General features: G+C 73.2%; 8 protein-coding genes. 2 read left to right on the top strand and 6 right to left on the bottom strand.

What is annotated here, in order from left to right:
- Positions 1–131: 131 nt before the first annotated feature.
- Both ABR737_RS11940 and ABR737_RS11945 read left to right on the top strand, forming a co-directional pair.
- Positions 132–1304, top strand: a complete 1173-nt coding sequence (locus ABR737_RS11940) for a LacI family DNA-binding transcriptional regulator (protein ID WP_350250164.1) — start codon at positions 132–134, stop codon at positions 1302–1304.
- Between the two features lie 162 nt (positions 1305–1466).
- Positions 1467–3170 carry a PucR family transcriptional regulator gene (locus tag ABR737_RS11945; protein ID WP_350250165.1) on the top strand — a complete coding sequence of 568 codons (1704 nt, stop codon included), beginning with the start codon at positions 1467–1469 and terminating at the stop codon, positions 3168–3170.
- A gap of 106 nt (positions 3171–3276) precedes the next feature.
- On the opposite strand, the gene ABR737_RS11950 is transcribed toward ABR737_RS11945, so the two are convergent.
- The 6 genes from ABR737_RS11950 to ABR737_RS11975 form a co-directional block, all read right to left on the bottom strand.
- Positions 3277–4440 (bottom strand): glycosyltransferase family 4 protein, encoded by a 1164-nt coding sequence (locus ABR737_RS11950; protein WP_350250166.1) that lies wholly within the window; start codon positions 4438–4440, stop codon positions 3277–3279.
- 392 nt (positions 4441–4832) lie between these two features.
- A complete protein-coding gene (locus tag ABR737_RS11955; protein ID WP_350256755.1) occupies positions 4833–5648 on the bottom strand; it encodes a hypothetical protein in 816 nt (271 codons plus the stop codon).
- 104 nt (positions 5649–5752) lie between these two features.
- Positions 5753–6943 (bottom strand): LCP family protein, encoded by a 1191-nt coding sequence (locus ABR737_RS11960; protein WP_350250167.1) that lies wholly within the window; start codon positions 6941–6943, stop codon positions 5753–5755.
- A gap of 178 nt (positions 6944–7121) precedes the next feature.
- On the bottom strand, positions 7122–9218 hold the full coding sequence (locus ABR737_RS11965; protein WP_350250168.1) for a bifunctional polysaccharide deacetylase/glycosyltransferase family 2 protein: 2097 nt from the start codon (positions 9216–9218) through the stop codon (positions 7122–7124).
- Between the two features lie 379 nt (positions 9219–9597).
- Positions 9598–11325 (bottom strand): DNA repair protein RecN, encoded by a 1728-nt coding sequence (gene recN / locus ABR737_RS11970; protein WP_350256756.1) that lies wholly within the window; start codon positions 11323–11325, stop codon positions 9598–9600.
- A gap of 330 nt (positions 11326–11655) precedes the next feature.
- Positions 11656–12393 (bottom strand): class I SAM-dependent methyltransferase, encoded by a 738-nt coding sequence (locus ABR737_RS11975; RefSeq protein WP_350250169.1) that lies wholly within the window; start codon positions 12391–12393, stop codon positions 11656–11658.
- Positions 12394–12574: the final 181 nt, after the last annotated feature.

The raw sequence follows: 12574 nt of genomic DNA on the forward strand, positions 1-12574 counted from the left end.
AGCGTGAGAGCGCTCTCATATCGTGCGCAGTGAACCCTGCCGACTCGGCGGAACACCGTCAAGTCATCGCGAGGTAAAAGGAGTTGAAGAAGTGGAGAGAGAGCGGAGAGGAGCGGTGGGGAGAGGGGTGGATGGTGGCTGAGCCGAAGAGCCCGGGGCCGCGCCCGACGCTGGAGGCGGTCGCCGCGTTCGCCGGGGTCTCCCGCGCCACGGTGTCCCGCGTGGTCAACGGCGGTGCGGGCGTACGGGCCGCGGTCCGCGAACGGGTCCGCGAGGCGGTCGCCGCGCTGGGGTACGTACCGAACAGCGCGGCCCGCTCCCTGGTCACCCGCCGCACGGGAGCGGTCGCCGTGGTCATCGCGGAGCCCGAGGCCCGGGTCTTCAGCGATCCGTTCTTCGGACGCCAACTGCGGGGCATCAGCCGCGAACTGTCCGCGGCCGACACCCAGCTCCTGTTGATGTTGGTCGAGCAGCGCGCCGACTACGACCGCATCGGCCGCTATCTGTCGGCCGGGCATGTCGACGGCGCGCTGATGTTCTCGCTGCACCGCGACGACCCCCTGCCGGCCATGGCCGAGCGCGCCGGGCTGCCCACCGTCTACGGCGGCCGGCCCGGCTGGGCGGGCGCCGACCGCGCACCCCGGCCGCTGTACGTCGACACCGACAACCGCGACGGCGCCCGGCAGGCCGTACGCCATCTCCTCGGCCGCGGCCGCCGCCGGATCGCCGTGATCACCGGACCGCTCGACCAGACGTCCGCGGTGGACCGTCTCGACGGCTACCGCGAGGCGCTCGGCACGCCGGAGCCGGACCCGCGGCTGATCGCGGACGGCGGCTTCACGGCGCAGGGCGGTGAGCGGGCCATGGCCCGGCTCCTCGATGCCGTACCGGACCTGGACGCCGTCTTCGTCTGCTCCGACCTGATGGCGAGCGGCGCGCTGCGTACGCTCCGGGCCCGCGGGCGGCGGGTGCCGGACGATGTGGCGGTGGTCGGCTACGACGATCTGGAGCCGGCGGCCTGGGCGGATCCACCGCTGACCACGGTGCGGCAGGACGTGGAGGAGATGGGGCGGCTGATGGCCCGGTTGCTGCTGCGGGTGCTGGATCCGCGGAAGTCGACGGGGGCGAACGGGGCGAACGGGATGGATGGGACGGATGCGGCCGGCGCAGACGCGGGGGATGGGGCGGACGCGGCGGACAGGGCTGGCAGGGCGCTGGGAGGGCAGCGTGGGCCGGGGGCCGGTCCGGCGGAGCTCGCGCCGGTGATCACCGAGGCGCGGCTGGTGGTGCGGGAGTCGGCATGAGAGCGGCGGTGGGGGCGGTCCTGGTCAGCGGCCGCGCCTCTGCCCTGCCCCGGTGCGGCGCGGCACCGCCCGCCGACCACACACCTCCGCCCCCGCGCGGCACGGCACCGCCGTCCGGACCGCCCTGCTCCGCACCGCGGAATACGGGTACCGTTCCTGGTCATGGGGCCGGAAGCGAAGATCGAAGCCGAGATCACGGTACGCAGGGCACTGGAGCTGCCCGCGCTGCGACGCGGCCTGCCGGAGGTCCTGGCCGGCGAGGACCGGCTGGACCGCCCGGTGCGCTGGGTGCACGCGGGCGAGGTCCCGCATATCGCCTCGCTGCTCAAGGGCGGCGAGCTGCTGCTGACCACCGGGCTGGGACTGGGTGCCCGGCCGTCCGAACAGCGCGCCTTCATCCGTAAGCTCGCGGACCGCGAGATCGCCGCTCTCGTCGTGGAGCTGGGCTCCCGTTTCGCGTCCCTGCCGGCCGCGCTGGTCGACGCCGCACGGGACTGCGGACTGCCGCTGATCCAGCTGCACCGCGAGGTCCCGTACGTCACGGTCACCGAAGCGATCCACACCGAGATCATCAACAGCCACTACGCGCTGCTGCGGCGGGCCGACGAGATCCTGCGGCGCTGCACGGATGTGCTGCTGCGGGGCGGCGGCGCTCCCGAGGTGCTGCGGCTGCTGGCCGTCTTCACCGGAAATCCGCTCTGCCTGGAGGCCCCCGACGGCAGCCCGCTGTACGCGGCGGGCCCGGACGCCGACGACGGCCCGGCGGACGCCGACCCGCTGCTGGCCTGGGAGGGCCTGCGCGACACCGGCGTACGCATCGACGTGCCCGGATGGGGGTCCCCCCGCGCATGGGGGTCCCCCCTGGTCGAGCGGAGCCGAGAGCTTGGGGGAGGAGCCGAGAGTGGGGGAGGCCCCGGCCCCGACGCGGTCCGTGCCCGCCTCGTCCTGCTGCCCGTCAACACCCCCTTGGCGCCGGTGCACCGGATCGCCGCCGAGCGCGCGGCCGACCTCCTGGCCGTCGTCATGCTCCAGTCCCGCCAGGAGGAAGTGCTCGCCGCCCGTGGCCGCGGCGACTTCCTCGCCGACCTGGCGGAGGGCCGGATCTCCGCCGCCGAGGCACCCGGCCAGGCCCGTCTGCTGGGCTTCCGCCCCGGCACGGACCCCGTGCTCCCGGTGGTGATGAGGCTGCCCGCGGGCCTCCCCTCCCCCGGCAGCTGGGCGCTGCTCGCCCAGGCGCTGCGCGAGGAACTTGCCACCCCTGGGGTGCCCGTGCTCCTCGGCGTACGCCCCGTGGAGGGCCGGGTTCCGATGCTCGTCGCGCTGCGCGGGGGCCAGGACCGCGATGCGCTCGCCGACCGGATCGCCGACGCGCTGCGTGCCGGAGTCGTCCGCACGGGCCTGGACCGGCCGGCCGCCCACCGTCCAGTGGTCGTGGTCGGCGCACCCGGCGACTGGGCGGCGGCAGGCCCCGGCCTGCGGCATGCCACGGAGGCGTCGGCCGCGGCCCAGGGGCTGCCGGAAGCGCCCTGGTACGACGCGCGCCGCCTGGACATCGAGCTGCTGTTGTGGCGGATGCGCGAGCACGGCGAGCAGGGGGTGCTCACCGACTTCGTGGAGCGCGCCATCGGCCCACTGCTCGCCCATGACCGGGGTGCCCGTCAGCCGCTGCTGCCGACGCTGGAGGCCTATCTGGCCAGCGCGGGCCGCAAGGCCGAGACCGCCCGCGACCTCAATGTGAACCGGCAGACGCTGTACGACCGGCTGGCCCGTATCGCCCAGCTGCTGGGCACGGACCTGGACGATCCGCAGACGGTCCTGGGCCTGCGCCTGGCCCTGCGCGCCAGGCGTCATACGGACAAGCCGTAACGGGCGCGGCGGGCCCGGATGCGGGTGGACGGCGGCCGGACGTGCCCGGCCGCCGCGAGGACTCGCTGCCTTGACGACTCGACGACTCGACGCCGCAGCGTCTCGGCTACGCGGGCTGGACCGGCTGGGTCAGTTCGTCGTAGACGCTGAGGACCTGGGTCACGGTGTCGTTCTCGCTGGGCCAGCCGGCGGCTTGGTCGCGGCCCGCCGCGGCGAGTGCATCCCGCCGTACCGGATCGGCAAGGAGCGCGAGCACCGTACGGGCCAGGGCAGCCGCATCGCCGTAACGCACCAGTTCCGCGGCGCGGCCGACCAGTTCGCGGGTGCCTCCGGTGTCGGTGGCGACCAGCGGCACCCCGGCGCGCAGCGCCTCCTGGGCGATCAGCGAGCGGGCCTCCCACCTGCTGGGCAGCACCACCAGGTCGGCGGCGGCGAGGAGTTCGGGCACATCGTCACGGCGCCCGAGCAGCTGGACGGGCAACTGCTCGACGTCGATCCGCCGCTGCAGCACCGCCCGCTGCTCGCCCTCCCCCGCGATGGCGACCAGCGGCTGCGGGTCGAGCGCACACCAGGCGTGCGCCGCGTCCAGCAGCAGGTCATGACCCTGGCTGGGGTCGAGACGGCCGACCGCGAGCAGCAACGGGCGGTCCACCGCGCCGAGTTCGGCCCGCTCCTTGCGGAACATCCGGTCGTGGCTCCCGGGCTCGGCCGGAGCGCCGCCCGACCGGGGGCGGGGAATCGCGACCGGCGCGAGCCGGGCATCGCGCGCGCCCCGCTCACGCGCCCGGTCGACAAGGTCGGAGCACGCTCCCAGCACCACGGCCGCCGCCCGCGCCACCCGCCGCTCCATCAGATGCACCAGCCCGGCCCGCGCGCCCTCGATGTGCGCCTTGGTGTGCCAGGTGATGACCAAGGGCACCCGCCGTCCGCCCCGGGGGCCGCGCAGTCCGCGCAACGCCATCGAGGCACGCAGCCCGGCCCGCAGGCCGTGCGCATGCACCAGGTCGGCATCCCAGCAGGCACTGCGCAGCGAGGCCACGCTCGCCGGATCCGTACGCGGAGGGACATGTACGAACCGCGCGCCCGCGCCGGTGAAGTCGTAGGCCTCCTCGGACTCCGGTGTGGCGCACACGGTCACCCGCACCCCGCGTGCGACGAGCCCTTCGGCCAGCGAGCGGACGTGCGCGGCGCTGCCGGCGCTGCCGTGCCCCAGCACCTGGACCGTGCGCAGCGGCGACAGCCCGTGCGCCGAGGTCGGGGTGCTGATCACGTGGTCCGGGCTCCTGTATCGGTCGGGACGGGCCGTACCGGCGGGTCGGTCCGTTTGCTGCGGGGTGCCGCGACGCGCACAAGCGGCCGCCCGCCTGTCCCGGCGGACGGGCAGGACGGGCAGGACGGGTGAGCACACCCGACAGGGCGGGGCGAGCACGCCCGCGACTGCGCACCGCGCCCAGGATGCCAGCCCGGCGATGTCAATTCGGCACCGTCAGCCCGCCGTTCCGGTGGGAAGTCTCACCCCGGCACCTACCAGATCACCCACATGGGCGACAAACCGCCCGCGCGGGTTAACGGCTCGTTCGAGTGAGTCCACTCCCCGGAGTGCGCCTGCGCCCCGGTTAGGGGCGCGTACGCCGATGCGGGAGCGCAGGGGGCGCATGAGTGTCAATCCGCGGTCGTCCGGCTGGCGCGGTCCCCCGCGGCCGCCCGGCTGACCCGGTCCCCCACGGCCGCGGCGGCAACCAGCCCCGCGGCGTGTGCGGCCAGTCCCCGGCGGCCGTTGCCCGTGACGATGGCAAGGCCGAGGGCCGCGCCGAGGGCGTGCGCCCCGGCGTCCCCGAGCATCGTGCGCTCCCCGAGGTCATCGCCGATGACGGCCGCCGCGGCCCCCATGGGCGCCGCGGACAGCAGGCCCGCCGGACCGCGGCGCAGCAGCCCGGGTGCTCCGATGGCCAGGACGGCGCCGGCCGCCCGGCCCGGCCGGACGTCCAGGAGGTTCACCAGGTGGGCCGAGCCGGCGATCACCACACCGGCCAGGAGCTTGTCGGCCGGGCGCTCCTTGATGAGAGCCCCCGCAGCGAGCCCCGCGGCGCCGATCCCGAACAGCTTCACGGCGCCGCTGGTGACTTCCTTGTCCCGGAGTGCCGAGAGGTGCGCCCGGAATCCGCGGCGGGGGTCCTCGGCACCGCACACGTCGTCGTACGCCCCGCAGCCCCCGGCGGCCAGTACGGCCAGCGCCGCGGCGGTCCGGGTCCGGGCGGGCAGCCCCGGTGCGGTGGCGGCGGCGAGCGCGGTCCCGGTGGCTGTGGCGAGCCCGGCGTGCAGGTCGACGATCCGGCCCGCGTAGTTCTTCCGCTCCCACCGGGCGGCACCACCCGGCGGCCGCTTCCGGAGCGCCGTACAGGCCGCCCTGGTCACCCCTGCCGCCCCCAGAAACGCCGAAATCTTCCCCAGCACCCTGTTGCCTGCCACCGCCGCCATGTCGCTCCCCTCGCCCGGCACCGTGCCGCGCTCAACTGCCGTCACCCTAAGTGCGGCACCCGGCACCCTCGTGCCGGGACGGCCCGCGTAAGGGGAGGCGCCTTCTAGCCCTTCGCCCCGGCCGTCACCGGCTGATCGTCGTGCAGTTCCGCGAAGAGCTGCTTCGCCCGCGGCAGGTCCCACTTCACGGCGCTGCCCTTGGGGGTCTTGAAGCCGAGGCTGGAGACGGGGACACGGACGCGGGCGCCGTGGCCGGCCGAAACGCTCTTCATCGCTTCGAAGAGCGAGGTGAGGTTCCACAGGCTCATGCTCTTGTCGACGATGAGCGTGCCGAGGCCCGCGTTCATGGTGGGGTAGATCTTGGACGGGTTGAGCAGGGTGCCGGGTGTGGCCGCCTTGTGGGAGAGCGCGGCCAGGAATTTCTGCTGGTTCCGGCTGCGGCCGAGGTCGCCCTGGGCCTCCTGGTGGCGCTGGCGGACGAACGCGAGCGCGGCGCGGCCGTCGAGGGTATGGCAGCCCTTGGTGAGGTTTTCGCCGGACTTCTCGTCCTTGACGGCCTTGTCCAGGCACATCGGCACTCCGCCGACCGCGTCCACGATGCCGACGAAACCCGCCAAGCCGATCTCCGTGTAATGCCCGATCTGCAGGCCCGTGTTGTGCTCGATGGTCCGTACGAGCAGTTCGGGACCGCCACGCGAGAACGCCGCGTTCAGCTTGTCCTTCGACGCGGCGTAATGCTTGCCGGTCTCGGGCCGGGTATACGGCGGGATGGTCACCCAGGAGTCGCGCGGCAGGCTCATCATCGTGGTGCCGTGGGCGCCGATGTGCAGCAGGATCATCGAGTCGGTGCGGCGGCCCGCGGCCGCCGAGCCGCCGGTGTGCAGGTCCTTGAGCTGTTTTCCGGACAGGCCCTGGCGGCTGTCGGAGCCCACGATCAGATAGTTGGCACCCTTGCCCGGTGACGGCCGGCCGGCGAGCTTGCCGAGGTCGACGTCGCGCTCCAGCTTGGTGTCGGCCCAGGTGTAGGTGCCGACGGAGGCGAGCAGGGCCACCGCGATCAGGAGGCCCGAGAGCCGCAGGATCCGACGGCGCCAGGTGGGGCGGGTGGCCGCGGGCCGGGTGCTCCTGCGCACGGGCCCGCCGCGCCCGCCGTACGGGCCGGCCGGCCGTGGCTCGATGACCGGCTGCGGTGGAGAGGGGTCGTGCTGCCGTATCTGCCCGCTGACGGGATGCACCGGCTTCCCCGCACCACCCTCACGGTTGGCGCCAGGGAACCCGTCCGGCCAGTCGCTCATGGGCGGACAGTCTGCATGCTCACGTGCCCTTCACCAAATATTCCGCCATTCCGCACGACCGGAATGCCGACCAGAGGGGAGAAAGCGGACTTTGTGCGTGATGGGGCATTTGCGCGCATACGGTCCTCACACCCCGGCCCGCACCCTGCCCGCTCCGACCCGGTCCCGGCCCGCTCGCTCACCTCGACGACAGCCTCCGATTCGTGACCGGCTGCCCGATCTGCTGTGCCGCCGTCCCCGAGCGGTGCATCCGGTGCCACTTCAGGCGGGTGCCGAGCAGGAAGGCCACCACGGACTGGATGACGACGAGGTACATCAGCTGCCGGTAGACCAGGAGCTGGAACGGCATCGCCCACAGCGACCGCAGCTTCTCCCCGTCCAGTCGCAGCGCATATCCGGCGCAGAGCAGTTGCACGAGCAGGAAGCCGCACCAGACGCCGGCCGACTGCCAGGGGCCGAGGAAGAGCATCCCGTACAGCGCGAAGATGTCGACGACCGGGGCGAACAGGGGCAGCGCGACCTGGAACAGGACGAGGTAGCTCAGTCCGCGGCGGCCGGAGCGCCCGGCCGGACCCACCTGCGCGACGACCCCGCGGTGCTTCCACATGGCCTGGATCGTGCCGTAGCACCAGCGGTAGCGCTGCCGCCACAACTGCCGCAGCGAGGTGGGCACCTCGGTCCAGGCGATCGCTGACTCCTCGTACAGCACCCGCCAGCCCGCCTGCCACAGGGCCATCGTCAGGTCGGTGTCCTCGGCGAGGGTGTCCTCGCTGACGCCGCCGACGCCCATCAGTGCATCCCGGCGGAAGGCCCCGATGGCGCCGGGGACGGTCGGCATGCACTCCAGCACCTCGAACATCCGCCGGTCGAGGTTGAACCCGAAGACGTACTCCAGGTGCTGCCACCTGCCCAGCAGCCGGCGGCGGTTGCCGACCTTGGTGTTGCCGCTGACCGCCCCCACGGCGGGGTGGGCAAGCGGCTGGATGAGGTGGTGGATGGCGTCCCGTTCGAAGACGGTGTCGGCATCGACCATGACCACGATCTCGTACCGCGCATGGGCCAGTCCGTTGTTGAGGGCCGCCGCCTTGCCCGCATTGGCCTGGCGGATCACCCGCACCCGCGGATCGCCGATCCGGGCCGCGAGGTCCGCCGTCCGGTCCGTCGACCCGTCGTCGATCACGATGACCTGCAGCTGCCGGTGGGTGGAGGCGAGCAGCGAACGGACGGTGGACTCGATGCCCGCCTCTTCGTTGTACGCGGGGACCAGCACCGTCACCGGGTCGGTGACCTCCCGCAGCCAGGTCGATCCGGGGCGGATACGGGTCAGCCGCCGGACATGGGTACGGGCGAAGAACACCAGCATCGCCAGCCGCAGCAGCCCCAGCCCGCCCGCGATGGCGAGCACCCAGGCCATCGCGCCGATGAAGGCGTGCCCCAGGGCCCTGGCCCAGATCAGGGCCATACCGGACCAGCGCTCGACACGGGAGGCCGGCTCGTCGGGCGAGGGCTGCCCGACTCCGGCCGTCACGGTGGTGAACCTGTCGACCTTCGGGTTGTCGAGCAGTTCCTTGGTGCCCAGGTACGCGAGATCGTTCTGACCGAACTGCCGGATCACACCCTGCGACGGATTACGGAACCACCGGTCGGCGGCGACCAGGGTGTACCCCTCCGCGCCGGCCTTCTGAGCGGCCTTCCATTCGGCGCCGCACATGGTGTCCACCGCGGTGGTCTGCGGCAGCCGCAGCAGCTTGGTGTTCAGGCCCGCACTGCCCGCCAGCACCTTCTGCGTGAGCGACTGCTCCAGCGAGGCGCGCAGCGGCGAGGAGGCGCCCATCGCGGCGCCGGTGTAGGTGTTCGAGCCGATCTCATGACCCTCGTCCCTGATCCGCCGCACCAGGTCCGGGTGCTGGGCCGCCTGCGCGCCGCGGAGGAAGAACGTGGCGTGGGCGTGGTACTTGCGCAGCAGGTCGAGAAGCCGGGGTGTCCACACGGGGTCGGGCCCGCCGTCGTAGGTGAGCGCCACCGTACGGGCCGGCACCGCGGACGAGACCGCCTTGCCGTCGTGGAACCGGAGCACCGGACCGCCCTTGTCGACGGACCTGGGCACGGGGCTGGTGCAGTCCTTGCGCGTCTTCGCGGCATCCACCTCATGGGTGGTCCAGCCCTCGAAGAGCAGGGCGCCGAACATCACCGGGAGGATCAGGATCAGCAGCAGCCAGTGACCGCGCGGGTCACGGGACTGCCGGTGCCGGCCTCGGTTCGCGCGACGTCTCACACGGCCCCCGGGGTGCCGGCGGCCGGCACGGAGGGGGAGCCGGAGACCGGCCTTGATGGGGTGCGGCTACGGACGGCGGAGGTCCGGTCCGGGCCAGGTGTGACGGTGGCGAGCAGGTTCCGCGCAGCCCTCGGACGCCCGGCAAAGGCATCGGCGCCCGGCCGGCCGCCGCCTGTCTTGTGCCGGTTTGCATACCGTCTGGGCTCGCACATGGTGGGCGAGTGTACTCATGAGCGAAGGGGGATCCGCCACGAAGATCATCAACGCCCGGACCACTGCCGGGGGCGTCTGACCAGCGAAAACGGCGGCGGGGAGAGAGCGGTCGGCCGACGTCATGGTGGGCACGCCGTGAGCGATACCACTCCCCAGGAGACACCCCCTAGCTCCCCGTGCGCGCCGTCTCCAGCAGTTCTTCGGCGTGCGCGCGGGCCGTTTCGGAGTCCTCCTGGCCGGCCAGCATCCGGGAGAGCTCGCGGACCCGCTCCTCACCCTCCAGGACCGTGACGCCGCTCCTGGTGACCGACCCGTCGTTCGTCTTCGCCACGAGCAGCTGGCGGTCCGCGAAGGCCGCGACCTGCGGGAGGTGCGTGACGACGACAACCTGCGCCGACTTCGCGAGCCTGGCCAGCCGCCTGCCGACCTCGACGGCCGCCTTGCCGCCGACCCCCGCGTCGACCTCGTCGAAGAGGTAGGTCGGTACGGGGTCGGAACCGGCGAAGACCACCTCGACGGCGAGCATCACCCGGGAGAGCTCACCACCGGACGCCCCCTTGGCGATCGGCCGGGGCGGTGCGCCCGGGTGCGGGGCCAGCAGGAGTTCGACCTCGTCGGCACCGGCCGGTCCGTAGGCGACGGTGCGGCCGCCGACCTCGATGCCGTCGGCGTCCTCGGCGACCTCGGTCTGGCGGATCTCGACGGTCACCCGGGCGTGCGGCATCGCGAGTTCGGCGAGCTCGGCGGTGACCGCGTCGGCGAAGCGCTTCGCCGATACCGTACGGGCATCCGTCAACGTTTGTGCCAGTTCGCCCAGTTCTGCGCGCAAGGCGTCCCGCTCGGCGGCCAGCTCACCGATCCGGTCGTCGTCGCCGTCCAGTTCGGCGAGCCGGGCGGCGCTCTCCTCGGACCAGGCCAGCACGGCCGCGATGTCCTGGCCGTACTTGCGGGTCAGGTGGTTCAGGGCGGCGCGACGCTCCTCGACCGCGGCGAGCCGCAACGGGTCGGCGTCCAGGCCGTCCGCGTAACTGGCCAACTCGCCCGCCACGTCCGCCATCAGGATGCCGATCTCGCCGAGCCGTTCGGCGAGCGCGGAAAGCTCCTGGTCGTGACTGCGTACGGCCTCCAGCGCACGGTGGGCGCCGGCGACCAGGGTCGTGGCGTCGACGCCCTCGGGGTCCTCGGGATTGCCGGCCAGCGCGGCGTGCGCGACGCTCGCGGCGGAGGCCAGCGCCTCGGCGTGACCGAGCCGCTCGGCCTCGGCGGCGAGGTCGGTGTCCTCGCCGGGCTGCGGCTCGGCCTCCGCGATCTCGTCGAGGCCGAAGCGCAGCAGGTCGGCCTCCTGCGAACGTTCACGGGCCTGCGTCGTCAGCTCGTCCAGCTCGGCGGCGACGCCGCGCAGCCTGCGGTGGGCGGCGGTGTACTTGGCGAGCGGCACAGCGACCGCGTCCCCGGCGTAGCGGTCCAGCGCCTGGCGCTGGCGGGCCGGCCGCAGCAGGCCCTGCTGGTCGGTCTGGCCGTGCACGGCGACCAGCTCGTCGGCCAACTCCGCCAGCAGGCCGACCGGTACGGAGCGGCCGCCCACATGGGCGCGCGAACGGCCCTCGGCGGAGAGCGTGCGGCTGATCAGCAGCGCCCCGTCGTCCAGCTCCGCGCCGGCCTCCTCCGCCCGTACGGCAGCGGGAGCCCGGGGGCCGACGCCGATCCTGCCCTCCACGACCGCCGACTTGGCGCCGATCCGCACCAGCGCGGGGTCGGCGCGCCCGCCGAGCAGCAGGCCGAGACTGGTGACGACCATGGTCTTGCCCGCGCCCGTCTCGCCGGTCACCGCCGTGAAGCCCGGGGACAGCTCGACAACGGCGTCGTCAATGACACCCAGGGACCGGATCCGCATCTCCTCCAACACGGATACGACCTTACGAGGTCCGGGGCCGCCCCGCGACGGCCCTCCCCTCACTCCTGCCACCGGCACCGCGGAAAACCCCGTCCCGAAGCGGAGGAATTCGCCCCGGTGCGCGCTCACGCTCTGCCGCCGGGATGGTCACAGACCGGAACGAAAGGTGCGCTCAGGCCGGGACGCCGTCACGCATGCGGCGCCGCGTGGCCGACGTCCCGTATTCACCGACACGAGGCCCGCATTCGCCTCGAAGAGGGACCACCTGGTGCCGGTCGCCGGTGCCGGTTGTCCGGTGCCGGTTGTCCGGTGCCGGTTGTCCGGTGCCGGTTACGCCGCGACCGTGCGGCGCAGCAGCGCCGTCCACAGGAAGGGTTCGCCGAAGCACGCGGATTCCGGCCCCTCGTCGTGCATGCGGCGCAGTTCCACCTCCGACAGATCGGAGAAGATCCAGCGCAGCGACTCCGCGGTGTAGGCGAGGCCGCCGTGGAGGCGGGCCTGGCGGTAGAAGTCGGTATCACCGAGTTCGGAGCCCATCCCGCCGGCCGCGAAACAGGTGAGGGCGAGGTGCCCGCCGGGTGCCAGGGCCCGGTCGAGGAGGGCGAGGTAGCTGATGCGGCGGTGCGGCGGCAGATGGTGGAAGCAGCCGGAGTCGTAGATCAGGTCGTACGGGCCGGTCAGTGCGGTCTCCGCGAGGGCGAAGGCATCACCGCACAGGAACCGGACGTCGGCCCCCGCTTCCTGGGCACGGTCCTCGGCCCAGGCGATGGCCGCCGGCGAGAGGTCCACGGCGTCCACCGCGAAGCCCGCGGCGGCGAGGTGCAGTGCGTTGCGGCCCGGGCCGCACCCGAGGTCGAGGGCGCGTCCCGGGACGATCAGTCCGCGTTCGAGGCAGGAGACCAGGTTCTCGTCGGGCTTCGCCACGAAGAACGGCACCGGCTTGGAGCGGTCCGCGTAGAAGTCGTCCCACCACGAGGCCCCTTCGGCCGTCCAGCGGTCGGCCTCCGGCGCGAACAGGCCGTCCAGAAGCCTGAGTACGTCCTCCGTACTGCGAATGTTCCGGTCCATCCGCTCTCCCTTCCCCATCCGCTGCCCCTCCCCGTCCGCCCCGGCTTCCCGTTCCGGGGATCTTAGGACCGGATGTCACCGAGGCCTGGATCCAGAGGTATGCCCGGATGCCGTGACGGACCGCGTGTGCGGCGCGGGCGGGGATGGGAAGGTCCCCCTCACGACTGGGGGCGAAGTACCG

Origin of the sequence: Streptomyces sp. Edi2 (assembly GCF_040253635.1) — a bacterium.
GTDB lineage: Bacteria > Actinomycetota > Actinomycetes > Streptomycetales > Streptomycetaceae > Streptomyces.

Coding starts and splice junctions, on each gene's coding strand:
- ABR737_RS11940 (WP_350250164.1), top strand. CDS start 132: ATGGTGGCTGAGCCGAAGAGCCCGGGGCCGCGCCCGACGCTGGAGGCG.
- ABR737_RS11945 (WP_350250165.1), top strand. CDS start 1,467: ATGGGGCCGGAAGCGAAGATCGAAGCCGAGATCACGGTACGCAGGGCA.
- ABR737_RS11955 (WP_350256755.1), bottom strand. CDS start 5,648: ATGGCGGCGGTGGCAGGCAACAGGGTGCTGGGGAAGATTTCGGCGTTT.
- ABR737_RS11960 (WP_350250167.1), bottom strand. CDS start 6,943: ATGAGCGACTGGCCGGACGGGTTCCCTGGCGCCAACCGTGAGGGTGGT.
- recN (WP_350256756.1), bottom strand. CDS start 11,325: ATGCGGATCCGGTCCCTGGGTGTCATTGACGACGCCGTTGTCGAGCTG.
- ABR737_RS11975 (WP_350250169.1), bottom strand. CDS start 12,393: ATGGACCGGAACATTCGCAGTACGGAGGACGTACTCAGGCTTCTGGAC.